Here is a 25,323-nt window from a genome sequence, read left to right on the forward strand (position 1 = left end):
AGATGACTGGAATTTTGACGTCACTGGAAGCTTTTGATTTATATTGCTTTAGTTTTTGTCAATTTTATCAATAAAAAATGGATTTCTATTTTATACAATAAAAACTATAGACCTTATATTATTCTACGTCTTTTCCCGGAGCTTGAACATATCTACAGGGAATAAAATCGTTGTCTTTAAAATCTTTCAATAAAGATTTTTTTACATGATAAGTTTCCTCTATTACTTTTTTAGTAACAAAATCTGAGCCAGAAGTCGGTTGCTTACCATTTCGTAATTTTAATCCTAAGGATGCCAAAATATTTCCTGTAATGAAGTCGTCAGGATTATATCTACGCCGAACTTGTCCATGCGTTACCAATTTATTACCCGGCATATTTTCTAATAATGTTTCATCAACAACATAATGTGAAATTAATTCGTCTTTAGTTATACACATACTTCCTGATAAATGATCTTTCCCAGCCTTTAGTGGTAAATTCATTGTCCTAAGCTCATCACCTGTAATTAATTTTTCATTTTCCATAGTTATTATTCTTAAAATTACCAACACCAATTTTGTTTTAACTACTCATTTTTGGACGTATTCATTATTTTCCTTAGTATTGCAACATGAAAACGATTCTCAATATATTGTCCATCGCTTCAGTCTTCATGATAGAATGGAGTATTGCTTATCTTTTTTGTAGATATACTGTTGGAAGTATTATCCTTTTCTTCAATAAAAATATGACAACAAAGCTTAGTATCATTCTCGCAATTCTTACTTTAGGACTTGTTATTGGATTGTGTCGTTTTTCTCCTTTGTATTAGCTTTATAGAATTCAAGTAATTTATCAACATCACGAATTGTGTCTACATCCATTTTCTTTAAAACTTTTTGAAATACTTGAATCTTTTGTTGCCTATCAGCACTACTATTTCGATACTCATCCCAAGTTTTAAGGATTCCTGGATTAGTCATTTTAAAATCAAGCCCCCATGCACCTACTTCAAAATTACCTCCTACAACCGCATTAACTAATATTCCAAATCCCAAAATTCCTTTAAAAGTTTTTGAAATAATTTCAACTCGTCCTCGAGATTGAAGTCCTATTTTTATTTCCTGCTCTTCATCAGGAATTCCACCAAAATACCTCTCAAAGTCATCAATAAAAAAACTTGTATAGTTACAAAATGTATCAAAATCATTCCTCAGAATAGGATTGTCTGTCAGAATATTAATCACAAAATGTACTTTTTCATCCTTGATATATAAATCTGATATTGTTGAGTCTATGTATGGTGCATATTTTGAAATATCTGTAATGATATGTCGGGAAGAAAATATTGGAAATAATTTGGGATTCAATCTATGTCTTGCTTCCTGATAAGTCCAATTTACATCCCAACGTTTTTGAAAAGGACATTTGTCTTCAGAGTTTTTACTCTTCATGTAAGGACTATCAGAAGTAATTATTCCGTATACTACTCTCCGAGAAGCATGATCAGGAACTATAACAACATCTCCTTTTTTCAGGCCATGGACAAATCGAATCATTTGAGAAGCTGCGTATCCAGATTTATCAGCTTTTCCACTGATAGACAATTTAGATTTTATATGAGTACTAACCGTCTTTTCATCAGCAAAAGTTAGATCTTTTATTGAAATTTCATTATAACCTATTCCAATAAAGTTATATTTAAAAAAATCGCTATAATAGGCACCACCTTGACTCCGAAAAAACCAATATCCCCTCTCATCACTAATTTGAGAAATTGACATTGATAACTCTGATAGATTATCTGTTGACATATTTATTTGTTTTGATTTAGCAATATTTGTATGGTTCGTTCTTTCTCTGCCAGTAATTGTTGCAAATGCTCGATCTCTTTCGCTTGAGTTTCGATCATTATATTACCATCTCCGTGCTGTATTTTATTACCATTACCGGTAATTAATGGGCTTAGATCAGATATTTCAATGTTACGGTCAAAGAAATAATCAATAGGCAGTCGAAAGAAGTCTGCAATCTTTTCTAATGTATCTGCTCTGGGATTACCATCTTTAATAATAGCATCTAAACCTGATGGATATGTTTGCATATATTCTATCAACGATTTCTTCTTAAGATGTCGTTCTTCTAGTAATTTACTGATTTTATGACCATTAAACATTTTTCCTATTTATAATTAGTCTAAAATGATAGCATATATAGTAATTTTAACACAATATACGCTATTTATATTATCTTGTTTTGTATGTTTGCAGTATAAATATAATTAAAAGATATGGAAGAAAAAACAACAAAAAGTATGAATCTGGCACTCGAACGTCCAACAGAGCGTCTTTATGTCTTGATTCCAACAGAAATGGAACGTTTGCTAAATGAAAAAGCAAAAGAAATGAACACTAAAATAGCCCATGTCGTCAGACTGGCCATTGCAGAATTTATAACCAAGTAATTACTAACAAAAATCCCACTGCTAATCTTGGCGGACTCACAGCGGGATAAAATCTTTCGATCATGGAAACAAATGTACAACACTTTGGCCAGAGTGCCAACATCCCGGCCGGGATATTTTCCGGAACGGAACTATTTGCCCACAACGGGGATATGTATGCTATTTACAACGGAACCAGTATTTTATTCCAGGATTTACCCAGTATGGAAAAACGCAATTTTATAGAAGTGTATATGCAGGATAAAGAAGCCCAGGAATTTATCCGGAAACAATTCGGGATCACCGGTTTTGAGTCCGGATTTAAACAATGGCTTTTCTGCAAGTTTGGTTCCCTGGACGGAGACCCGGACTCCATCAATGGACAGATCACCCCTGACATCTATAATTCAGCATGTCAGCGGACAGATTGTTCTGGTCGCGGAAAAATATGCGGCAGCAATATAGCTTTAAAAGGACACGATATCGAAACTCTTCGTGAATTAAAATCCGGCAAAACAGCCAAAGAGATTGCAGACTCTTTGTGTATCTCCGAACCTGCTGTCAAAAGCCGGATCGAAAAGTTAAAAGACAAGTTTAATGTAGCCAATGCCGTCGCCCTGATCGGAATAGTTACAGAACTAGGAATATAGTCTGTGTTGAGTGAATCCGGATGCCGCACCGGAAACAAAAAGCGGTGAGTTCTTTCACAATGTCCCGGCATAGCGTCATAGCCGGGACATCCTCCGGAGAAGATCGCAGGTGCGTAAAATGTAAAGATAACGGCTATCGCGCGAACAGCTATCATAAGGTTATCTGGGTTCGAATCCCCTTCTCCGGTCCATTCCCAACGTCAAAACTATGAAAAAGAAAAAAGAACAACAGTACCGCGTTTCTGACTTTGAAAACGCAATCAAGAAATCGGATCTCAATATCCAGGTTTCAATCATCAACTATCTTCCCGAATCTCTGTATGTAAAAGAGATCGTCGGATTTGTTGAGCAGAACAACCGGGGTATCCGGGTAACCTGGAACAGTCAGGGTAAAGCATCTGTCGCAGGTGAAAGAACACCTGAGTTTGATATTAATCTTTAGCTATGAATAAATATGTTATTAAGGCTGCCAAACACAAAAATGACGATCGGTTTGGTTTCAAGGAGGCTACAGAACATTTGTATTTTTTTGCTGCCGGATTAAAAGATTTGCAGAGAACAATCCGGTGTCTAACCCCACCCGGGTATCATGTCGGAAGTATGCAGTACTTTTCCCGTATCCTCCGTTCCGGAAATGCTAAATTGATGAATCCTTTACTAAAAACTACCATGTTTGAAATAAAACTGGTCGGGCACCAACCTTTAGTTGAAAAGGAAATAGAATTGACTAATTCGGCGGGGTATAAATACAAACTGAAAGTAATATCACCGAAGTGTTGGTAAATCTAATTAATCCTAGCAATACTAATCTTTAACTAATTGAGCCGTTTGGCTCGCAAATTCAAAAAATTATGGGAGTAAGTGTATATGCTTTAAAAATCAAACAGTTTATCTGTAAAGAATATGATAGTAATTTAGATGACAACGAAAATGCAAGATGTATTTTTTCTCTTGACTTCAAACCTATCATTCATTTAAGCCAATTTCCAGAGGGGTATTATGATACTCAGTTTTTAAATGCACCAGACTTTGATATGGGGTATGGCGGATACAATCATTTTAGACAAAAAATATGTTTAATGGTACATGGTGTCACTCCTGATGATATTTGGGACAATATCGATAAATGGTTAGGGAAACCGTTTATCGAGTTTATAAATTTTGCTGATAATGAAGGTTCGTTTGATTTTGTAATCGCAGAAAAACTATACAAAAATTTTTCTGATTTTAAAGAAAAGGCCGAGAAGGAATTACCCGCTGACTTGTATCGTCGATATTGTGATTACATGGAAATACTAAAAGTCGTCTATGAAAATAAAGGTGTTATTTATTACAGCTAAACATTCAAGTATGCGGCGATTTGAGCCATTGGGCTCATTAAAATACAACACTATGCGAACACCAATAACCTATTATGGAGGTAAACAAGGTTTATCCGGCCGGATCATTCCGATGATACCCCGTCATCGGATTTATTGCGAACCTTTTTTCGGAGGTGGGGCTGTTTTCTTTGCGAAAGGGAAATCCGAAATAGAGGTCATAAACGACAAAAACGAAATGCTGATAAATTTTTATCAGATCTGCCGGGAAAAGTTTGGAGAGCTTCAAAAAATGATACAACACTCTTTGCATTCAGAAGCCGAATTTTTAAAAGCCAAAGACATCTATAATAAACGCATAGAGAGTTGCGATGTCGAAAGGGCTTGGGCTTTATGGATTCTTTCACATGAATGCCATGCCGCCAATTTGCACGGAGGATGGAGGTATTGCAATGGGACTGCCGGAACTCATATTGGACGTGTTTTGCGGAAAAAGCGTGAAGAATTTACCAATAAACTGTATGAACGGATTTCTGAGGTTCAAATATCATGTAGGGATGCGCTGAGAGTGATTAAAGATAGGGATAGCGTAGAAACGTTCTTTTATCTCGATCCTCCTTATCCGGGAGCTTGTCAAGGGCATTACTATGGGTTTTCAGAAAAAGACCTGGCAGACCTATTGATGTTTATTTCTAAGTTAAAAGGAAAATTCATTTTATCAAATTACTGGACAGATACGCTAAGATCTGCCGTGGAAAAATACAAATGGAATTTCAAAGAGATAGATGTTACAACCCACTCTGCCGTCAATAAAAATGCACGGAAAAGTACAGAAGTTTTAGTTTATAACTATGAGCTTGAACCGACCTTGTTTAGCTCAATTTTTTAACCTATTGAATCATGGAAAACGTTGATCGGAACTGGTATTCTCCAGAAAGCCAAAAACAAGATCGGGAATCTGCGCAAAATGTTCTCGACAAAATGAAAGCATTAGAAATAAAATTCTCCTGTTTTCGGGGAAAAGTTGTTGAAAAGACAGATTTCGGAATCCGAATTAGGTATGTAAAAAAGAAAGAGAAATGAATTTCAGTGAACATCGTTTAACCGATTGGGCCTGGCAGGAATTATACCGGGCACAATTAGGCGAGAACACCTATAACGAGTATTTCAACTCTGTTTGGATGGCTCTCGACCGATTACAAGAAAACGAGTATTACGATATAGCTAAACAGGTCAAGACGGAAAATCGTGACCTCTTTATAAAAATCTGTTGCCAGTACGTGATGACACATAAAGAATATGAATTTAGCAGTGATTACACTAAAATAATCAGAAGAGAATGTTTTATACTAACCGAAAACACTGGACAACGGCAGAAGAAAACTTCGTAACAGAAAACGCTGATAAAATGACCACAGCCGAAATCGCCAGGAAGATAAACAGGACAGAAGTAGCTGTACAGCAATATATGCACAGGAAACGGATCAACCCGTATGAAAAGGTTGTTCGTAACCTGGTGCGTGAGATTTTAACAAAGAAATTTACAAATCCGGAATATTTCAACCCGAACCGGTCATTTTATGATTCGGTGGGTATCACACAGAAGAGGTGGTGGGATCTCTATTACGGACGTAAACCCATTTCAGACAATGAATATAAAAAGCTATCATCACATTTCGGAATAGAACTGGATGATATAATCGTGAACGAACAATTAAATCTATTCGATAATGCAGATTCCTCCGGAGATAATTGATAAGATCCGCCAGGCTGCCGATATCGTCGATATTATCGGCAGTTATATAACTTTGAAAAAGAAAGGTGCAAATTACTGGGGACCTTGCCCTTTTCATTCCGAAAAAACAGCCTCTTTTAGTGTCAGTCCGGCAAAGCAAATTTTTAAATGTTTCGGTTGCGGAGAAGGTGGTAATGTATTTACTTTCCTGCAAAAATATGATGGTCTTAGTTTTCCGGAAGCCGTCCGGCAGCTCGGAAAAAAATATAATATCGAAATTCCTGAAAATGAACTGACACCGGAAGAACTTGAAAAAATCCACCGCAGGGAATCTCTTCAGGTTGTGCTACGTGCAGCAACTCATTTTTTCCGACAACATCAGACTGACAAAACCGCTGAAAAATATCTTATCTCCAGAGGTTTTACCCCCGGAGATAAGATCCTGGAACAATATCACATTGGCTATGCTCCTGCCAGCAATAAGCTTCGGGATGAATTGCAACGGCAGGGGTACGACCTGCAATTACTTCAGGATAATTCCCTGATAAAAGACGGGAAAAACGGACCTGAAGATAAATTTCAGGACCGGATAATGTTCCCGATTTTTAATCTCACCGGAAATCCGATCGGATTTCAGAGCCGACGCATCAATGACGCTTTGACCAAAATACCGAAGTACTGCAACTCTGACAATAATGAACTGTTTTGCAAAGGTTCGATTATATTCGGCCTTTACCAAGCCAGAGGAGCTATCTCCCGAGAAGATAAAGTGTACTGGGTAGAAGGACAATTCGATGTACTGACATTTGTAAAGGCTGAAATTCCGAATACAGTTTGTGGCTCCGGCACAGCCATGACCGAAGAACAGATCCGGACACTGCTGCGTTTTACACGCAATATTACGTTGATCTATGACGGTGACAATGCCGGACAGGAAGCTGCACAGAAAAATATTACTGCCTTAATCGAACAGGGCGCAATTGTCCGGTGTGTGAAATTACCTACTGGTGAAGATCCGGATAGTTTTGCCCGGAAAATGAATCCGGCTGACTTGAAAAAATACCTGAAAAAGCAGGAAAAAGATTTCGCCAGTTTTCTGGCCGAATTAAACGAGCCTCATTTTCACGATCCGGAATTAAAAGAAAAATGCCTGGAGGAAATATGTAGGCTGATCGCATTTCTCCGGAAAGAATCCCTTCAGGCTTCATATATTAAAAACATCGTAAAAATATTCGATCTGGATGAAGCAATTATCTGGAGTAAAATCCGTGAAACGGTCAAATCTCTTCCGGCAGAAGCTTATATTAAAGATGGTTTCTACGGAATCGATGAATCCTTAGAAATGCTTCAGGACAACCCCGGTAACTGTATCCTGACCGGAAATTTTGAACTTTTCTCAAAACACTACGGGAATGATCCGGTCGTATATTTTTCAGGACAGGTCCCGACCGATCAGATACAGAATTTTCAACGTTTCATTGACAATGTTGAGTTTCAGGATAATTATGCCCTGAACTTTGACGATAAAAAAGAATCGAAATCTTTACTGTTATTGAAAGCCCTGTTTCGAGCAGGCGTTGCTGTCACTGTTCTCTCTCCGGAATCCGGTGCTGTCGGGTTTGCACAATATTATGTGAAAATGTACGGCAGCGTAATGGACAGTGCAAATGAGACACAACGGGCTGTTTATGTTGATCGGTGTGCTGAGCTGATATCATGCGCCGGAGAAACTGTCCGTACAGTTATGGCGAATTCATGGGCTTCCAGTCTTGGATTGAAAATCGCACAATATAAAGACATCCTGAAACCTTATCTGGAAAAACGCCGGAGTAAATCCGCTATAAACACCCAGCGGATTGATGTCGATGATTTCCTCATTGCTTACGATCCGGAAAAAATCCCGGAATACGTTGAGGAAAACGAGGAATACAAAAGAATTTACCGTCGTTACGGCTTTTTTCCACTCCTGAACAAAAAAAGCGAACCGGTATGTTATATGTTCCGCAACGAGAAAGGGGGACATATCCAGGTTTCTGATTTCTACATGACTCCCCTTTTACATATTTACGATCAGGATTCTGAGTTCAACAAACGGGTTATAAAAATTACCCGGCTATATTCTCAACAGCCTCTCTATATCGAGGTGAAAAGTAAAAGCCTTGCTAAACTTAGCAGCTTCGAAGAGATCCTTCTGAATGAGGAAGCCTTGAATTTTGAAAATGGTAACGATACATATTTCAAAAAGATCCGCCAGGCTATGAGCTACAATTATACCAAATGTACTGAGTTAAAAGTATTCGGGCAACAATCAGAAGGTTTCTTTGCCTTTGCCAATGCTATATTCCACAAAGTCGAAAAAGAATTCCGGATCGATTACGCCGACGATCTCGGAGTCATGACGCACGATGATGAAAACTATTATAGTCCTGCATACAGCAAAATATACTCCGGTCTCCGGAAAGATTCCGACAAATATGAACAACACCGGTATTTCATTTTTAAAGACATCCCGGTAGAAAAACAATGTTCCTTCCAGGAGTGGGCCAGTCTGATGGACGAAGTATATAAGATCAATCACAATGGCAAATGGGCCGTCATTTACGCAATTATGTGTACCTTCCGGTCAGATATCCACGCCATTGACCGATTATTTACCTCCTTGTTTTTCGTCGGACCAACCATGTCCGGGAAAACCCAGATCGCTATTTCCATCCGCTCCCTTTTCGTAGATCCCAAAGCTCCGTCCTTCAATTTAAACTCTGGTACCGATGCCGCCTTTTTCACTCTGATGGAAGGTTTCCGGGACATTCCTCAGGTCCTTGAAGAATACAACAATAAGAGCATTACAGATGCAAAATTTCAGGGCCTGAAGGCTATCACTTACGACGGAGACGGGAAACAGAAACGGAAAAGGATAAACGACCGGGATCTGGATACCAGTAAAGTGAACAGCCCCGTCATTATTCTGGGTCAGGAAACCCCGGAACGGGACGACAACGCCCTGATGAATCGCGTAGTACTATGTGAAGTCCCCAAACGGACAGAAGAATATACTGCCCGGGAGACTGAAGTATTTCAACGATTGAAAGATTCCGAAAAGACCGGACTTTGCAATGTTCTGTTTGAGATTTTGAAGCTACGTCCGATTGTACAGGACCACTTTAAACATCTTGAGCGAACCACAAACAAGGAACTGACCGACGCCGTTCTTTCTGGAGGGGATGCTTCAGGCGACATGGTCCGGATTATAAAAACAGTCTCCCTGTTCCTGACAATGTGCCGTCTTTTAGAAACATATGCTCCGCATCTTCAATTACCCTTTACATATCAGGAATTTTTTAACCTGGCTAAAGACAAGGTTAAATGGCAAATAGAACTAATCAGTCACTCTGACAAACTAGCCGGATTCTTTAAGGCTATTGAGGTGATGATAAATACCGGGACTATAAAAGAAGGACGCGACTACGATATCTCCCAACCAGGAAAATTGACATTAAAAGCTTCAGGTGGAGAATCGGCTCAGGTCAATCTAAAAGCCGACGAAAAAATCCTGTTCATCCGCTTGGCCAATTTATTTACCTATTACGCAAAATCGTCCTACAATACAGAAAGTGCAACACAATCGACTATCGAACAGAACTTACGGTCAAATCCGGCCTATATCGGTGTTGTCAGCAGCCGGAAATTCCGATGGAAAGAGGTCGAAGAAGTGCCGAAATCTGAAGTAAGCGGCAATATGGAAATGATCCGGATCATGAGAGACAGGATACAAACAACTTCCTGTATTGCCCTAAACTACGATATATTCCGGAAGTATTTCGATATCGATCTGGAACGAAGTGCACCTCCTGAACAACCCGAAACAACTGAACTGAAAGAAAGACAGCTTTGTGAAGACAAAGTACTATTCTAAAGAGACAACCCGGCCGATTGGCCGGGTTTTTCAATTCCCGGTATTCTCGGCAAGAATACCGGAACCTTTCTTTCATATAAGGACTGGCCGGAATCGAAAACCATATGAGTCCGATCCAGTCATTTTTCCCCCCATACCCCCCCAATATTCAGAGGAAAATTATAAAAGAGAGTTTTTCTGAAAAATTTTCCAGAAAACAGCGACCTACCGACCTACCGACCTACCAAAGAAACTTTTTTCAAAAATAGAAACACACGTAAAGCTTTATATATTATATATTTATAAGAAAAAATTATATATATATTCATAGGTAGGTCAATGGTAGGTTGGTAGGTTTTGGTAGGTCGGGTAGGTTTTAGCCTTATTCAGTGTTTTCTCCCTGTAAAAATCCTAAAACCTACCAAAAACGTCAAAAAAGGGCTTGGTAGGTCGGGTAGGTCGTCATTTTTCTATGTTTTTTCACCTCTCCGTTTTTGCTTTTTGCTTTATTTTCAGTATATTAGCTTTTGAAATCCGGCCGTGGTAGGTCGGTAGGTCGGTAGGTCGCAAAAATTAGTGAAAACAATTTCAAAAAATAGTTTTTTGTCTTTTCCGGACAAAATCAGAGATATTAAATTCGGTTGAAAATGGAAATTTATACAGTTAAAGTTGCAGTGAAACCCTATACAAAGGCATATCTGGAAAACAATTACGGCAATCCGGCGGATATCCGGCAAGATCCCGAGCTGAATGACATGGTCACCATGATGCTCCGCGAAGGATCCACGCGCCTGGATAAAATCATTTCATCCAACTTTCCGGCTACCGTGGAGCTGAGAATCACAAAGGATACTTTCTTCCGGTATGGATTTACACTCACTAAAACAGAAACGCTGAAACTAAATTCCTTTCTTGAAAAAAGAATCAAGTTTCTTGCACGGATTCACATCGCATACCATCAAAGCCTGGGCTATTCGGTTGCGAAATGCATCCGGGATTTTCAGGAAACTTTCGGCTTTCCGGAAGACGTCTGGGGATATGATTCCATAAAAAAAGATTTCGACCGGAACGGCTCCCTGGTACAAAAACGGCTGATCGGAAATTTCAGGAACGAATTAAGCAGAATATTTATGGAAATGTTGTCGGATATCGGGACACCGTTGAAGGTTGTCGGTAAAAGACAGCTCTAATAACAACAATATGGATAATACAGGTGGTTTAGTAAAAATATATGTCTGTCCGGTTTCAAACATTAGTGATTCTGGCCAGATTATAGATCAGGAACGTTTAATTCAGGTTAATTTCATTCTGGATTCTGCCAAACGGAAATGTACCCGGAAAGATGATAAAAACGGGGAATATTACGACCTGAAAATAGAATGCACTGTTGCCCGATCCGATAAAGACAACTTTTACACCGAATTACTCCTGAACAACTTCGTTGTGATCACATCCGATAGTAATAATATCACCCGGATTGACGGCACCCGGAATGAACCCTTGCGTTATGAAATTGAATCAGACACCGGCGAAGAATTTGAGGACCTGAATTGTGTAAAACTCAAGTTTTCCCGAAAATTACGCTTCCCTTCCCCGTTAATAAGTTTGTAACTGTCCTTTTTCCACCTGTCCGATAGCCATAATATTGCCTGAAAAACAATATTATGGCGACTACAGAATTCGACATTGATTCCTATATCGGGGAATGGGGCTACTCAAATCGTTACATTAAATCTTACCTGAATGCTGCCGGAAAAAATCCGGTTATTTGTCATGTTTGCAGTGGTGGTGGCGACTTCCTGATGGCAATCAACATCAAAGATCAGTTTGCAGCTCACGGAAGTGTAACTGTAGATATTTCAGGGTACGCAGCCAGTGCTGCTACTTTAATAGGCTTGGGTGCAAAACATACCCGTATCAGCAATTCATCTTTCTACCTTATACATAAAGTCATGTCCTGGGTGAATGCCTGGGGAGGCATGAATGAAGATCAGATATCCGATCTGATTACTCACCTGGAAAAAGTTAAAGATGAAAATGAGAAAATGACTCTGGTAGCTGCAAAAGCATATGCAGACAGATCCGGAAAGCCGGTTCTGGAAATTCTGAACCTGATGAAAGAAGAAAAATGGCTAACAGCCGATGAAGCAAAAGAATGGGGCTTCGTTGACGAAGTGTATAACACTACAACCACAAAAATCAATCTGGCAAAAGTCTCTGAAAAATTCAACATGATGGGACTTCCCAAACTTCCGGATTTTTCCGCAACTGACGATGACTCACTCGTTGGTAAAGTTGTTTCCGGAATCCGCGAATTCTTCAGCAAAGAAAATACTCCGATTTTTCCACAATCCAAAATAGATCAAATACCAATGAAACAATTCACCCTACTCAACACGATTCTGGCTGTTACATCCCTGGAAAGCCAGGACGGGAAAGGCGCGTATCTGAATGAGGCACAACTTCAAGCCTTCGAAGATGCCATTTCCGGAAAGGACCACCGGATCACCGAACTCACTCAGCATGAAACAAACTACAACAATGCAGTCGATAAACTGAACGCCCTGCATCCGGATGTTGCTTCAGCAAAAAACCTGGCAGAAAAAGTAAATGTTTTATCCCGGAAACTGGCAGAAAAACCAGGTGTTCCGGCTTCCGGACAGTCTGAAAATCCTCTGAATCAAAACGACGGGGTTGACTGGGATAAAATGATGTCTCTCAAACACATGAAAGATTAACCTTTAAACATCAATAACACAATGAATGTATCTGAAATTATCACCGCTTTCGGTGCCTATTATCTGAACTCAGGTCAGAACATGAACAACATCCTCCGGATGCTGACCCAGGGTGCTGTTACTCCCTCCTATATGACTCCGATCAAAACGGAAGAGACAATTTACCGGATGTCTTCCGTTACTGTCGGGAGTCTTGTCCAATCTTTCCAGAAAGACTGGACCCCTTCCGATCCGGGAATATTCGTTCCGAACGAAATCCGGAAACGTCACATGAAAATAGATATCGATATTTTTCCGGACGATATCGAAGATACCTGGCTGGGTTTTCTGGCTTCAAACAATTTGTCCAAAAAGGACTGGCCGCTTATCCGTTACATGATCGAGAAAGTATATATTCCGAAGATTCATGAGGATCTGGAAATGAAAGCCTATTACACCGGTAAGTACAAAGCACCGACTGCCAAAACAGCCAACAAACCGGAAGATGTCATGGATGGCCTGAAAAGCTTTATCCAGAAAGGGGTAGACGCCGATAAATCTCACGTTCTTACCGATATCGGTGCGTTATCAAAAACAACTGTCTTCGACCAGGTAGAAGCTGCTATCGATCAGATTTCGGACGTTTACCAAGGTACAGAGATGCTTGTTTGTATGGCTCCGGTTTTTGCACGGGCATATCTCCGCGACAAACGTTCACAGGGATTCTACGACATCACCTCTGCTAAGCAGATCGATCTCGGTATTGATTTTTCACCCAGTCGCGTATGTCCGCTCCCATCGATGGGATCTTGCACAGACTTGTTCATCACGCCGAAAGCAAATCTTTTGCACATTACTGACAAAACAATGAACAAAGAAACCTTCAAAATCGAGGAGAGCAAACGTACCGTATCCCTTCTGACCGACTGGCAGGAAGGTGTTGGAATCGCTCTGGACGAACTTGTTTGGACGAACATTACAAAGACTCCCGGCGAAGGAGCATAATTTGTCATTCTTTAACCATAGCCTCGGGCTAATAAACTATATAAAAATGGCTGTAGATTTTACTGATATTGATAAAAATCTCCCGGATGGTCAGAATATGGGCGGTATTCCGCAGTTGGTATATTTCGCTTTACAAAGTGACGTACTATCCTGGCCGACACCTCCAACCACCGACACTGAAAACATTACTATGGAGAAAATGGGAGCTTTAGTCGGAGATATAAAAATGAAAGTCGGAAAAAAAATGAATAGTTTCTACATAACCGACGATGAAGGGAAACTGGATTTCGAAGGTGTAGGAGAAAAAGACGGGAAAAGCTTCATCATGAAGCTGCGTATTTATAATCCGGGATTGCAAAGTAAATTACTTGGTTTCATCAATCTTGCAAAAAATGAGAACCTGGTATTTATTGCTCCGGACAACAATGGCAATAATTTCCTGTTAGGTGACGCACTGCGGGGAGCGATTCTGGATAGTATCGACGGGATGACCACCGGACAGAAGACTGAAGAGCGTCCGGGTGCCGGAATGATATTCTCGTATAAAACAGCAAATATTTGCCAGTACACTGGCACAATTCCATCTGCTGTTGTAACTGAACCAGGTGCGTAACCAGGTCCCGGTTTCTCCCGGGACCACATTTCTACAAAAATGGGACTTATTAAGAATCAACAAATCGAAATAACCAACTGGCTAAATAGCGACCGGAATTACGACGACGGAGTTTTTCTCTATCAAAAATATGGGAAAAATCCGGTTTTGAAACGCCTGTTTCCCGGTAGGGAAAAATTCCAGGCAGAAAAGCTCGCTTATGAACTCGGAAAACTGATTGGTCTTGGTTTTAATCAGACATTAGAAATTCAGGAACCTGATAACAAGCAGGTCCCGGATTCCGGATCTGATGAAACTACCCCGAATCCGACCAATACCCAATCAACCGATAAGGCTGAGACATTTGCCGACAAAGCCGAAAGTTTCGCAGAAGATGCTGAAGATTTTGCCAATGCAGCCGAAGAGCATAAAAACAGTGCTGAAGAATTTTCGGAAGAAGCAAAGCAAGCAGCTAACGAAACAAAAGAATTTGCCGACAAAGCCAAGGCCGCAGCCGAAACGCTCGGAGCCATGGCCGCAGGTGATCCGGTTCCTGCCGGTAACTACCCTCCGGTAATAAACCAGATTATCGCAGAATTTTCCCGACTCTATAACGAGCGCGGAATGTTGAAAAAACAGGAAAACGATACACCGGACGAAAACACGCCGGAAAATATCGAAACACGCCGGAAAATTATCGAAAAAATCGAATCCATTTCCGCGCGTATGGATATCCTCTACGCTGCTAAAAAAGCTTATCTGGAAAAGGATATTGTTCCGGATGAAAAAGAGCTTTATCCGGTCCCAAATCAGCAAACAGCTTCAGATCCAACTGATTCCGGCCAGTTAATCATTAAACGGAACAACCTGCGCAGCTCTATTACCCGGGCAAAAAATCAGCTCGAATATCAGAGCCAGAAAAAAGCGGATAAACCAAACCCTATGCCGGATTGTCCGAAACGCAGGGAACTCGAAGTAAGGATAACAGAGAAAGAAAAAGAACTTGCGGAAATCGAAGCAAAGCTGAACGATGCTGATCGATCTGAAAAACCTGAATAAAACAGAGCAAAACACAAAAGAACCGGAAAATCAACCGGTTCTTTTTTTACCAGTTTCTGAATGCAGGAATCTGGCTGACCCAGAAACATCCTTGCGGAAACAGATCGGGATACTGGAGCATAATGTTTGTATAAACTTTTGGAGTTATGGCAGCTTTTCACTCCACGAACTAATGTTTTACATTCTTCAGCAAACAGGTCCGGCACATATCAACATGTGTACCTGGTCAATCAGTCAGGATGCTATCGAAAAGATCATCCGGAAATATCAAAAAGGTGGAATCCTTTCCATCCGTTTTCTCCTCGATCCGCGTGTAAAGGTCTGTAAAGCCAAACCGCTTCAGATGCTATCTGCCAATTTTCCGTATAAAATCCTTCGCGTACATGCTAAAGTTGTAACAATCGAAAATGAAGCCTGGAAGATATCGGTAGTCAGCAGCCAGAACGCAACAACAAATCCCAAACTGGAACGCGGTGTAATCTTTATTTCCGACGAAATATTCAATTTTGACAAAACCGTATTCGAACATGAATTTAACACAGCAAGAACTGGAAACAATCGAGGAACTGGCAGGACTGTTCTACACCCCCAAACAGATTGCAATAATTCTGGAAATAGATCCGGAAATGTTCGAAACACAAATTCGCTCCGAGATTGGAAACATATATAAAGCATATTACAAGGGCTATTACGAAGCTGATATCGAACTCCGGAAAAGCATCACACAATCTGCATTATCAGGTAGCTCACCGGCACAAACAATGCTCCGGGATATTCAAAAACAAAGCAGAATTTCAGAATAATTCATATATTTGCAAAAACATTAACTGTTTAGAACAATAAATTAATCTTTAAATTGTCAGAATTGAAACATATATTATTGATCTTTTGCCTGTGTATAAGTTGTTCTTTATTTGCACAAAAAAAAATAAAGAATTCTGTTATTCTTTCTACAAATGACACTGTTAGTATCAACGACATTATCATTTTGAAAAAAGGAATTGCAATAAACAATACTTTCCAATTCGTACGTACCAGATCAAATTTCAACGTTCCTTCACAATATGAAGGAAGCCAACAAAAAATATCATTCTTCAAAGAAATCGACAACAAATATTATGCTTACACTTTCAATTTTTTGGTGAATCTTGAGGAAGCTTTAAATAATGGAGAAATAATTATCAGTGGATTGGTAAAAAATAAAATAACTCCTCCTTCACCTTTAATAGATACAATAATTCCATCTTCACCTATAATATTATACACCTTAACAGATATTTTATCTAATATTCCCTGGTATAAAACTCAACGGGAAATAAATAATTTTTACAGCAAGAATTTAAAAAATATCCCAAAATCGAGCTTTGGTAAAGATGGATATAGCGAAAGTTATCTATCAGATATTTTTATTGGAAATTATAGAATGAGAATGAATTTCGTCATAAATAATGCCACGCAAACTCTGACACGGGTAACATTAAAGCCATTATTCAAATTAACAGATAAAAACTCAGATATTATTCGTGATAGCATAAATAGTATCCTTAAATCAATATTTGGTGAACCATTAATCACTCAAATAGACAGTTCTATCAAAGTTCATTCTGCAATCACAAAATGGTTAACAGATAATTATTCTGTTGAGTCGGTATTTATGGGACATAAAGATTTTCAAACTGCCACAATAGGAATACAACCGATTGATAAACAACCAGAAAATCAATCTTCAAAAAAAACTATAATTGAAAACATTGGAGTTAAATCTGATGATTTCAGAAATACTAAATGGGGTATATCAAAAAAACAAGTACAAAAAATAGAGTCAGCACAATTTATTGATGGGGTTACTGATATGTTACTCTATAAAGGGAAAATAGCCAATTTAGAATGTCAGATTATTTATCAATTTATAGAAGATACATTATACAATGGCATTTATTTGATAAAAGAAAAGCATGTGAATAATAATGATTATATATCCGATTTTAAAAATTTGAAAAATCTGTTGACTGAAAAATATGGAAAGCCTGAAATAGATAAAATGGTTTGGAAAGGAAATCTATATAAAGATGATGTAGCTAACTATGGAATGGCTGTAATAAGCGGTGAATTAATATATGTTGCCACTTGGAAAACAGAATCAACCAATATTCGTTTAATGTTATATGGAGACAATTTTACTCCATCACTCGGAGTTATGTATGAGAGTGAGAAGTATAAAAATCTTGTCAAAAAAAATGAGAAACAAGAAGTTTTAAAGGATCTATAAATACGCATAGCCGACTAGCTTCGCCTTTTTCTTTCCCTTCAATTTTGCCACCTCAAAAATTTTACCTATCATTGCAATGTTCAAACATTATCACGTAGGGTGGAGATAGACCGCCCTCGAATCCGAGTCGCGGATTTTTTATGTCTATCACTCAACACATGATAAACGCATGCGGCGTGTACCCCCGTCCTATGGTTATAATGATCATAGGGACCCTACGTGAGAGTTTGAACACCGGGAAAGGCACGCCGTTTTCTGTGCCTAAAAGTTCAAAATCACGTATTATGGAAAAGAAAAACACCTCTCCCACTGTCGCGGAGCAAAAACAAGAATTCTTGTTACCGAAATCTGCTAATGTATTTAAATCTGAACTTCTTAGAGCAGCCCGGGAGATTTTCAGTATTGCTAATAGAATCCGGATACAATCTGCAATACTAACGGATGATGATCTGAGACCTTACACAAAAGAATTCAATGGTAGTATTCAGGAATTCACTGATGAAATGAACGTTTGTGCATCCTGTTTGATGTCTGCCTATACCAGTCTTGAAAAACTGAATGTACGTAATACTTCTGTATTTCTTTTGGAAAAGGAGGAAAGCCATGTGTAAAAAAGAACTTACAGAACAGGCCATACAGGCCCTTAACGATCTGATGTGTGAATTCATAAAGCGTTATGCTCCGGCAAAGTCCTGGGAGCAGGCCGACGAACATTTCACATCGTCCGAAATCGCTGAAATGTTCAATTCCGTTTATCCGATACCTCTGGAAAATATTTTCGAGGCGTTGAAATCAAACGGCTTTACATGCGTACCTTTATCCGGACAGCCGACTTTCGTCTGGCTGCTCACCCTTAAACAGAAATAAACTTCGCCCCGGTTCACGCCGGGGCTTTTCTTTGTCCTTTTCCATCGTCCGGATCCTGCTTTCCTTTGCAAAAACATCGCTATGAAAGCACTCGAAAATCAGGACTACGAAACCATCAAATCCTACATCCTGGAAGGAAATGAATCTACCCTTCCGCTCCGGCAACGTGAAATGCTCAACCGCTGGGTCTCTGCCTCCAAACTTCTGGAAAAAAATCCGGTAACAAAAAATGCAGTTGCCATCCTTCAGGCAAAGTATCCCGGCCTGAGCCGGACACAGGCTTATGAAGATTGCCGGAACGCCGTCCGTATGTTCAACAGCCGCCAAACTTTCGATTATGAACTCTGGCGCAACTGGTTACTAAACAATATTATCGAACTCTGCCAGAAAGCAAAGGACACCGGTAATCTGAAAGCCTGGGCAGCAGCTCAGGCAAATCTGATAAAAGCCCTGGGCGAAGCTCCCGAGAATAACATCGATCCGCGTCTGTTGGAAAAACATCAGATCGTTATCCCGATCCAGGTCAACAACAATACCTACAACCTCGACCTGAACAAATTCCTGAACATACCCATCGATCAGCGCACACGCATTGCAGACGCTCTGATCAATCCGGCTACCGACGATGACATCACCGAAATCATGAACTCATGATAGAGCAAAAAATACAATTCAACCCGGCACAACAAATCGGCCTACTCCTTCAGGCCAAAAACAAAGCCGATATCTGGGGGCGAGGCACCGGGAAATCAGCCGGAATAGCCTGGGACATCAACCTGATTAACCGGACCATGCCCCGGGCTTTAACTGCCGTAACCGGACAGACTTTCGGACAGCTGCTCACACGTACACTCCCATCCACTTTTAAACTACTTGAAAGTATGGGCTATAAAATGCACGTCTCAGCCAAAGATCCCGGCAACTACGTCATCAACCGCCGACCGCCGGATCATTTCCTGCAACCCTACGAAAAAGTAATGAAGTTCGACAATTTTATTAGCTTTTCGAATGGTAACGGCTTATTGCTTCTTTCTCAGGACCGCGCCGGATCAGCGCGTGGAGCATCCGTCGATTACGAGATTCTGGACGAAGCACTGACAATAAATAAACAACGTTACGACGAAGAAACATCACCGACCAACCGGGGAAATGAAGGTATTTTCGGACCACACAGTCCGCAACCGATCCCCTGGCACCATGGTTTCCACTATTCCAGTTCCATGCCGTACACCGCCGAACAAAAATGGCTGCTTGATATCGGCAACTACTATGAAAAAGAACGCGGAATCCGACTTTTCGAAATCTGGAACCGGATAATAAAATTACAGTTGGAGCTGCTCGACTGCGAATCAGAATCCGAATTCAAAAGTATCTGGAACGAAACGGTTCGTCTGAAAAAGAGTATTGCACCTTTTGTCAGCAAAGACGGCACACTGTTCACGCTGGCCAATGCTTTCGATAATATCCAAAACGTAGGCTTTTCCTATATCAGACGGGAATATAAAAAACAAACGCTGCTGACCTTCCTGATTGAGATCATGAACATGGTGATCGATAAAGTAGAAGATTGCTACTATCCACTCTCCGACCGCCATATCTATTATAATGCTACGAACGACGCTTTTATCCGGGACGTAGCAGAAGATTCAAATTTCGACTGGAACCGGCTTTCCGAAAAAGATTGCCGCTATGATTCGGATTGTGACACACACAAACCTCTGGAACTTTCATTCGACTGGGGTGCCCGGATCAGCCTGATGACCGTCAGCCAACCCCGGAATTACGATTTTGTCACCGGCCTTTTTTCTGAGATAGAATTGCAGAATTTTATAAATGAATTTTTCGTCAAACCCGATCAGGCACCCACAACAATGATAAATGCCCTGATCGACTCATTTTGTCGTTACTACGAACATCATCAGGAACGTACCATCATTTACATCCGCGACCGATATGGAGATCACCGACAGGCAAACAGTTCACAAAGCTACAACGAACAGGCTATCGAACGGCTGAAATCAAACGGTTGGTACGTTATTCCTCACGTTCATCAAGGGATGGAGCCACCCCAACACGATAAATTCCTGCTCATCCAAAATATTTTCAAGGAAGCAGATCCGCGTTTCCCCGGTATCCGGTTTAACGGCGTCCGGTGTAAATTCTCCATTATCAGTATGAATAATACCCGCGTAACCGAACACGATGGCCGTTTCGGGAAGGACAAAAAAAGCGAAAGCAGCCGGAGCGGAGTACTTCCCGAGGAAGCAACCCACTTCGGCGACGCTATCGACAAAATTATCTGGACAAAATTCAACAGTGCATTACGCTTCAATAACAACACTTTTGTCCCCGTTCGAATAAAAAATTGAAAAAAGTCGGCAAAAACTTTTGCAATAAACTAAAGTTTATTATCTTTGTAGTGAAGTTTAACCCCAAATACTAAGTTTATGAGGGAATCTTTAAAAGAGTTCTTGGAAATTATTGAAAGTTGCGATCAGCCCACCACCTTCCACCGGGCAATGTTGGAAAACCTTTTCCTTCTTTACTCGAAAGGTTGGAAACAAATGGGGCTGACGGAGACAGAAAAAGAAACGCTGATTAATGCGATTCTGGATCAGTTCTCTAAACTGAAATAAACCAGGAACGTGTCCCCTTCGGGGGACACATTTTAAAGATTATAAAAAAGGAGGAAGTATGAAAAAGACAACATTTTTTAGCAATGAGGATTTAGACAATATCCTCCGCGGAATGGAAGGTTTAACAACCGACGAAAAAGAAGCTTATCTGGATGCCCGGCTGAAGGAACTCGAAAGCCTTCCGGACTCCAGTAAAAAAGAGCTGCAAGAGGCTGCTCGTGCAGGAATGCAACCAACCCTCGAACTGGCATCGCACATTAGTGTCATGAACGAATTACAGCGGATCGGCAATATCGTTTCATTTGCATCTATTGCAAAAGACTATTTCGGAAAATCAAAATTCTGGATCCATCAGCGGATAAACGGATATCTGGTGAATGGTAAACCGGCATGTTTTACAAATGAGCAAATCGTCCGGATGGCTGAAGCACTGGAAGATATTGCAAAGCAAATGCAGGAAGCCGCTGCACACCTGAAAGTCATTGCTACCCAGGAAAGAAGCACTGTAAAAAAATTAGAAACAGGAAAGGAGTAATTTATGATTAATCTGACAAAGCATTCAGTTAATGGCAAGATTTCTGTAAAATCCCTGGTTAAAACTTTTGATGAATACCAGGCTAAAGAAAAAGAACTGGCCAATAAAATGTTTCACCTGCGCGGTGTATTTCCCCGACCGGAGGAATATATTGAGCTACGCAATGAAATGGCACAAGTAAAAACAACATTGTCCGACCTCCGGAACTGTCTGAAAATATATTGCCGGTATGGAAATATAAATGGCAAAGAAGTAATAAACGACTGTGAATTTACTCCTCCGGACGATTGGAAAAAAGCCGAAAGAGTATTTGATACTGTTTAGAAAAGCGGAGCTTACAGCTCCGTTTTTTTTGTCCTTTTTTCTCCTTTCCTTCCCTCCTATTTTCGCCGAAAAGATTTGAACAATGGCAACGATTCGGCGAAAAACTGTTCTTCAGGAAATGGATGTTAAAACAAACCCGAGAACCGGGGAACAGGAAGTTTTTAGTATTACTTTCGATAAATTAAACGGCGAACGGGTATTTATCCCGCGTGGGGTAAGCTGCGGTCTGAACATGGACATGGCAGCCAACCGTTACAGGGGAGTACTTCCCGTTGATAAAAACGGTAACTCAACCGGACATCCCACTCCGGTAGGAATTGACCGAATCATTCGTTTTAACGGAAAGGAGGTCGTGTTATGAGTGTAAAGCTGCTCACCTCCGAAAACGGGACTCCCTTAATGGCCTACGGCGGAAAATTCTTCGCTTCTACTATCGGCATACCCGAAACAGTTAAATCCTCCGTACAAACCGAAAAAGTAGAAGACTCGGTAAAAGTAGGGAACTACGAATGTTGCGCCTGGACCACTTCCAACGATTTCCCACAAAAAGCAGCAACAATAATCGGGCAAACCGGAGTTCTCAGCACCGGACTTAAATTCCTTCACCGGGTTGTCATGGGGCAAGGCGTTTTTCCTTGTAAAGTTGCCGGATATGACGCAAAAGGCAATGAGCTGTTAGAAGTCATTAATGATTCTCAGGTTATTAATTTCCTTCAGTCCCGGACAGTCCGGCGTTATCTTGCAAATGCCTACCGGGATATCCTGAAATTCGGGATATCCTTTCCACAGCTGATCCCAAATATAGCAGGGAATCAGATCGTTGGGATAAATGCCATCAACGCCCTGCATTGCCGTTTGACAAAGCCGCGTAACGGCATAATTGAAAACTGCATTGTCTCCGGAGAATGGCCGGATATCTCTAATCCCCAAAATATCGAAGTTTATCCAGTCCTCGATAACTACGATCCCCTGGCCGACCTCGAGCGTATCCGCTACGCCGGAAAAATTGCCGGAAGAAGTTACATCTATCCGCTCCGCGACGAGTGGGACAGTAGCGACATTTATCCTATGCCTGCCTGGTGGGCTGCCAAATTAGCCGGATGGATAAGTATAGCCAATAAAATCCCTGCTTTCCTGGACAAAGCCTATGAAAATCAAATCAGTTGGACCTGGCATATAAAGATACCTTATGCGTACTGGGACAAACGGTATCCGGAAAAAGACTACAAAAATCCGGAAGAACGGCGGCAAAAGATTCAGGAAGAAATGGACGCTATCGAAGAAAGCCTGACAGATACAAAGAACGCAAACAAAGCCATTTTCACCCATTACACGATCGGAAACAACGGAAGGCCTGAAGAGCAGTGGATTATCGAACCTCTCGATAACAAATACAAAGCCGACGACAAACTGGTCACTTCAGCAGCTGCAAACAGCGAAATCCTGTTTTCGTTGATGGTCAATCCGAATGTGTTGGGTGCCGGAATGCCTGGTGGCACATATGCCGGAAATCAGGGCGGAAGCAATATCCGCGAAGCCTTTCTGGTAAACATCGCCATGGCCTGGCTCGATCGGCAGAACCTGCTCGATCCCATCGAAGCAATGCTGGAGTTCAACGGAGTAAAAGACATACAGCTACGCTTCCGGAATACAATATTAACAACCCTCGATTCAGGATCAGGGACCACTAAAAACCTGGCATAATGTTATTCTCAGAAAACCCAGATCAGCTAATTGATGAACTGAAGGACTACATTCAGATTGCATCATCCTACGACTGTAGCCGGATTCAAAATCTTTTACTGGCTACGGAAAACACATATATAATCGCTCTGCTTGGGACCAAGCTGTTCAACCGGATCGCAAAAGATCAGACAACGTTCCCCGATGAAATCGGAATGTGCCGGAAAGCAGTTGCAAACATCACTGTGTATGAGAATTTCACACTCCTGAATACACTCCTGCTTTCCGGAGGATTTGCCCGGGTTGCCGGAGAAAATACCGATTCTCTCTATCGTTATCAGGAGGAAGACCTGAAACAGATCTTCAGGCGAAATGGTTTCGATCAGCTCGACCTTATCATCAATCATTTTCTTGACAAAATAGATTCGTTCCCCGAATTTAAAGAGTCTGAGTATTACAAAGCCGGACGGGGAGAACTGATCCCGGACCGGTTTGTTTTCTCACAATATTACAAACCAATAGGACATATCGTATTCCGTTATTTGCAAGCTTTTATCAGACGGGCCGAGGATCTGGATATATCCGATATCGTTGATTTGAGTGAACTCCGGCAGGCAGTGTTATCAGGCACCATTTCAGATCAACAACAACGCACCATCGAACTGGTTCGCCCTGTTATTGTCTGTCTGGCTGTTGCCTACGCCATGGAAGATATGGGAGTAAACATAGACAATGCCGGAATCTGGATGGAAAGAAGAGTCGCAGCCGACGGTATCCGGGAAAAGAACCCACCGGATACAATCCTGGTCAACACATTGGTTTCAAAATACAGAAATATGGCAAACAGATATTTACGCGAGCTTCAGAAACATCTGTCCGGAGCGACAAATACCAATCCGCTGATCCGGGATAATAAAAACAAAAAAACTACCTGGCAATGAGAGAACACATCATATACCTATGGAATTACCTCTATAACAGCATAGGGGTCGGCCTGAACAGCTTTTTTGTTTGGATTAAGGTAAACGACTGGTTAAGTCTCCGCAATGTCAGTGAGCTTGCCGGAACATTGGTTCCGATCCTGGCTCTGATTTGGTGGTGCATTAAAATAATTCAAACCCTTAAACGCAGGAAACATGAGAAAAATTAACCTTATCGTAATCCATTGTTCGGACACCTATGCGCGGATGGACATCGGTGTGAACGAAATCAGACAGTGGCATCTTCAGCGCGGATTCAACGACATTGGATATCACTATGTCATCCGCCGCGATGGCGCGATAGAGCAGGGCCGCCCGATAGAAAAGCCAGGAGCGCACGCCGCCGGATACAACACAAACAGTATCGGTATTTGCTATGCCGGAGGAAAAGGAGACAATAATCAGCCTGAAGACAACCGGACACCGGAACAAAAACAAGCAATGTACGATCTGGTTGCCAGTCTGAAACAACAATTTCCACAGGCAGAAATCACCGGACACCGCGATTTACCCGGAGTACATAAGGATTGCCCTTGTTTCTCAGTCAAAAACGAATTTAAAACCAAGCAAGTATGATCGATAGGATTTTAAAAAATTGGAAAACGACAGTTCTTGGACTGGCAATTTTAATAACTT

At 40.8% G+C, this 25,323-nt stretch carries 33 protein-coding genes; 30 read left to right on the forward strand and 3 right to left on the reverse strand.

Translation table 11 applies throughout. The features are described from left to right. Positions 1–118: 118 nt before the first annotated feature. From ODOSP_RS13010 to ODOSP_RS13020, 3 genes are all read right to left on the reverse strand, one after another. Complete coding sequence (locus ODOSP_RS13010) at positions 119–526, reverse strand: hypothetical protein (protein ID WP_013612762.1); 408 nt, start codon at positions 524–526, stop codon at positions 119–121. A 252-nt stretch (positions 527–778) separates the two neighbouring features. Continuing rightward, positions 779–1,795: a hypothetical protein gene (locus tag ODOSP_RS13015; RefSeq protein ID WP_013612763.1), complete on the reverse strand. Its 1,017-nt coding sequence runs from the start codon at positions 1,793–1,795 to the stop codon at positions 779–781. A 2-nt stretch (positions 1,796–1,797) separates the two neighbouring features. Further along, the gene (locus ODOSP_RS13020; RefSeq protein WP_013612764.1) at positions 1,798–2,157 is read right to left on the reverse strand and encodes a helix-turn-helix domain-containing protein; all 360 of its coding nucleotides are present in this window, start codon (positions 2,155–2,157) and stop codon (positions 1,798–1,800) included. A 114-nt stretch (positions 2,158–2,271) separates the two neighbouring features. Here ODOSP_RS13020 and ODOSP_RS19955 point away from each other — a divergent pair, with 114 nt between their 5' ends. The 30 genes from ODOSP_RS19955 (at position 2,272) to ODOSP_RS13170 (ending at position 25,263) form a co-directional block, all read left to right on the forward strand. Beyond that, the gene (locus ODOSP_RS19955; protein WP_013612765.1) at positions 2,272–2,445 is read left to right on the forward strand and encodes a hypothetical protein; all 174 of its coding nucleotides are present in this window, start codon (positions 2,272–2,274) and stop codon (positions 2,443–2,445) included. 62 nt (positions 2,446–2,507) lie between these two features. Next, the gene (locus tag ODOSP_RS13025; protein ID WP_013612766.1) at positions 2,508–3,074 is read left to right on the forward strand and encodes a response regulator transcription factor; all 567 of its coding nucleotides are present in this window, start codon (positions 2,508–2,510) and stop codon (positions 3,072–3,074) included. 208 nt (positions 3,075–3,282) lie between these two features. Beyond that, positions 3,283–3,516 carry a hypothetical protein gene (locus ODOSP_RS13030; RefSeq protein ID WP_013612767.1) on the forward strand — a complete coding sequence of 78 codons (234 nt, stop codon included), beginning with the start codon at positions 3,283–3,285 and terminating at the stop codon, positions 3,514–3,516. Between the two features lie 2 nt (positions 3,517–3,518). Beyond that, the gene (locus ODOSP_RS13035; protein WP_013612768.1) at positions 3,519–3,857 is read left to right on the forward strand and encodes a hypothetical protein; all 339 of its coding nucleotides are present in this window, start codon (positions 3,519–3,521) and stop codon (positions 3,855–3,857) included. A gap of 68 nt (positions 3,858–3,925) precedes the next feature. Continuing rightward, entirely contained in the window at positions 3,926–4,414 is a 489-nt protein-coding gene (locus ODOSP_RS13040; RefSeq protein ID WP_013612769.1) for a hypothetical protein, read from the forward strand. A 52-nt stretch (positions 4,415–4,466) separates the two neighbouring features. Then, on the forward strand, positions 4,467–5,282 hold the full coding sequence (locus ODOSP_RS13045; RefSeq protein WP_041556822.1) for a DNA adenine methylase: 816 nt from the start codon (positions 4,467–4,469) through the stop codon (positions 5,280–5,282). Between the two features lie 11 nt (positions 5,283–5,293). After that, positions 5,294–5,476: a hypothetical protein gene (locus ODOSP_RS13050; protein ID WP_013612771.1), complete on the forward strand. Its 183-nt coding sequence runs from the start codon at positions 5,294–5,296 to the stop codon at positions 5,474–5,476. Beyond that, a complete protein-coding gene (locus ODOSP_RS18930; RefSeq protein ID WP_013612772.1) occupies positions 5,473–5,784 on the forward strand; it encodes a hypothetical protein in 312 nt (103 codons plus the stop codon). The genes ODOSP_RS13050 and ODOSP_RS18930 overlap by 4 nt, the downstream gene beginning before the upstream one ends. Before the next feature lie 17 nt (positions 5,785–5,801). Next, entirely contained in the window at positions 5,802–6,149 is a 348-nt protein-coding gene (locus ODOSP_RS13060; RefSeq protein ID WP_228026217.1) for an XRE family transcriptional regulator, read from the forward strand. Further along, positions 6,124–10,041 (forward strand): DNA primase, encoded by a 3,918-nt coding sequence (dnaG, locus tag ODOSP_RS13065; RefSeq protein ID WP_013612774.1) that lies wholly within the window; start codon positions 6,124–6,126, stop codon positions 10,039–10,041. The genes ODOSP_RS13060 and dnaG overlap by 26 nt, the downstream gene beginning before the upstream one ends. A 626-nt stretch (positions 10,042–10,667) precedes the next feature. Continuing rightward, positions 10,668–11,210 (forward strand): hypothetical protein, encoded by a 543-nt coding sequence (locus ODOSP_RS13070; protein WP_013612775.1) that lies wholly within the window; start codon positions 10,668–10,670, stop codon positions 11,208–11,210. 10 nt (positions 11,211–11,220) lie between these two features. After that, positions 11,221–11,631, forward strand: a complete 411-nt coding sequence (locus ODOSP_RS13075; RefSeq protein WP_013612776.1) for a hypothetical protein — start codon at positions 11,221–11,223, stop codon at positions 11,629–11,631. Between the two features lie 53 nt (positions 11,632–11,684). Beyond that, positions 11,685–12,758, forward strand: coding sequence for a Clp protease ClpP (locus tag ODOSP_RS13080; protein ID WP_013612777.1), 1,074 nt, complete (start codon positions 11,685–11,687; stop codon positions 12,756–12,758). Between the two features lie 21 nt (positions 12,759–12,779). After that, positions 12,780–13,742: a hypothetical protein gene (locus tag ODOSP_RS13085; RefSeq protein WP_013612778.1), complete on the forward strand. Its 963-nt coding sequence runs from the start codon at positions 12,780–12,782 to the stop codon at positions 13,740–13,742. 46 nt (positions 13,743–13,788) lie between these two features. Further along, entirely contained in the window at positions 13,789–14,355 is a 567-nt protein-coding gene (locus ODOSP_RS13090; protein ID WP_013612779.1) for a hypothetical protein, read from the forward strand. 39 nt (positions 14,356–14,394) lie between these two features. Continuing rightward, entirely contained in the window at positions 14,395–15,393 is a 999-nt protein-coding gene (locus ODOSP_RS13095; protein WP_013612780.1) for a hypothetical protein, read from the forward strand. Further along, positions 15,365–16,063, forward strand: a complete 699-nt coding sequence (locus tag ODOSP_RS19765; RefSeq protein ID WP_148233365.1) for a hypothetical protein — start codon at positions 15,365–15,367, stop codon at positions 16,061–16,063. Before ODOSP_RS13095 ends, ODOSP_RS19765 begins: the two co-directional genes overlap by 29 nt. Before the next feature lie 195 nt (positions 16,064–16,258). Further along, positions 16,259–17,662: a hypothetical protein gene (locus tag ODOSP_RS13110; RefSeq protein WP_013612782.1), complete on the forward strand. Its 1,404-nt coding sequence runs from the start codon at positions 16,259–16,261 to the stop codon at positions 17,660–17,662. A gap of 284 nt (positions 17,663–17,946) precedes the next feature. Then, positions 17,947–18,273: a hypothetical protein gene (locus tag ODOSP_RS13115; protein WP_041556829.1), complete on the forward strand. Its 327-nt coding sequence runs from the start codon at positions 17,947–17,949 to the stop codon at positions 18,271–18,273. Further along, positions 18,266–18,529 carry a hypothetical protein gene (locus ODOSP_RS13120; RefSeq protein WP_013612784.1) on the forward strand — a complete coding sequence of 88 codons (264 nt, stop codon included), beginning with the start codon at positions 18,266–18,268 and terminating at the stop codon, positions 18,527–18,529. The genes ODOSP_RS13115 and ODOSP_RS13120 overlap by 8 nt, the downstream gene beginning before the upstream one ends. 81 nt (positions 18,530–18,610) lie before the next feature. Beyond that, positions 18,611–19,183, forward strand: coding sequence for a hypothetical protein (locus ODOSP_RS13125; RefSeq protein WP_013612785.1), 573 nt, complete (start codon positions 18,611–18,613; stop codon positions 19,181–19,183). Then, positions 19,180–20,898, forward strand: coding sequence for a hypothetical protein (locus tag ODOSP_RS13130; protein WP_013612786.1), 1,719 nt, complete (start codon positions 19,180–19,182; stop codon positions 20,896–20,898). The genes ODOSP_RS13125 and ODOSP_RS13130 overlap by 4 nt, the downstream gene beginning before the upstream one ends. A gap of 78 nt (positions 20,899–20,976) precedes the next feature. Next, positions 20,977–21,165 (forward strand): hypothetical protein, encoded by a 189-nt coding sequence (locus ODOSP_RS13135; RefSeq protein ID WP_013612787.1) that lies wholly within the window; start codon positions 20,977–20,979, stop codon positions 21,163–21,165. 58 nt (positions 21,166–21,223) lie between these two features. Next, positions 21,224–21,700 (forward strand): DUF5053 domain-containing protein, encoded by a 477-nt coding sequence (locus tag ODOSP_RS13140; protein WP_013612788.1) that lies wholly within the window; start codon positions 21,224–21,226, stop codon positions 21,698–21,700. Positions 21,701–21,703: 3 nt separating this feature from the next. Continuing rightward, positions 21,704–22,024, forward strand: coding sequence for a hypothetical protein (locus ODOSP_RS13145; RefSeq protein WP_013612789.1), 321 nt, complete (start codon positions 21,704–21,706; stop codon positions 22,022–22,024). Positions 22,025–22,106: 82 nt separating this feature from the next. After that, positions 22,107–22,385, forward strand: coding sequence for a hypothetical protein (locus tag ODOSP_RS13150; protein ID WP_041556831.1), 279 nt, complete (start codon positions 22,107–22,109; stop codon positions 22,383–22,385). After that, a complete protein-coding gene (locus tag ODOSP_RS13155; RefSeq protein WP_013612791.1) occupies positions 22,382–23,728 on the forward strand; it encodes a hypothetical protein in 1,347 nt (448 codons plus the stop codon). Before ODOSP_RS13150 ends, ODOSP_RS13155 begins: the two co-directional genes overlap by 4 nt. Next, positions 23,728–24,648: a DUF6712 family protein gene (locus ODOSP_RS13160; protein ID WP_013612792.1), complete on the forward strand. Its 921-nt coding sequence runs from the start codon at positions 23,728–23,730 to the stop codon at positions 24,646–24,648. Before ODOSP_RS13155 ends, ODOSP_RS13160 begins: the two co-directional genes overlap by 1 nt. Continuing rightward, positions 24,645–24,857, forward strand: coding sequence for a hypothetical protein (locus ODOSP_RS13165; RefSeq protein ID WP_013612793.1), 213 nt, complete (start codon positions 24,645–24,647; stop codon positions 24,855–24,857). Before ODOSP_RS13160 ends, ODOSP_RS13165 begins: the two co-directional genes overlap by 4 nt. Continuing rightward, on the forward strand, positions 24,844–25,263 hold the full coding sequence (locus ODOSP_RS13170) for an N-acetylmuramoyl-L-alanine amidase (RefSeq protein WP_013612794.1): 420 nt from the start codon (positions 24,844–24,846) through the stop codon (positions 25,261–25,263). Before ODOSP_RS13165 ends, ODOSP_RS13170 begins: the two co-directional genes overlap by 14 nt. Positions 25,264–25,323: the final 60 nt, after the last annotated feature.

Source organism: Odoribacter splanchnicus DSM 20712 (genome assembly GCF_000190535.1).
Lineage (GTDB): Bacteria > Bacteroidota > Bacteroidia > Bacteroidales > Marinifilaceae > Odoribacter > Odoribacter splanchnicus.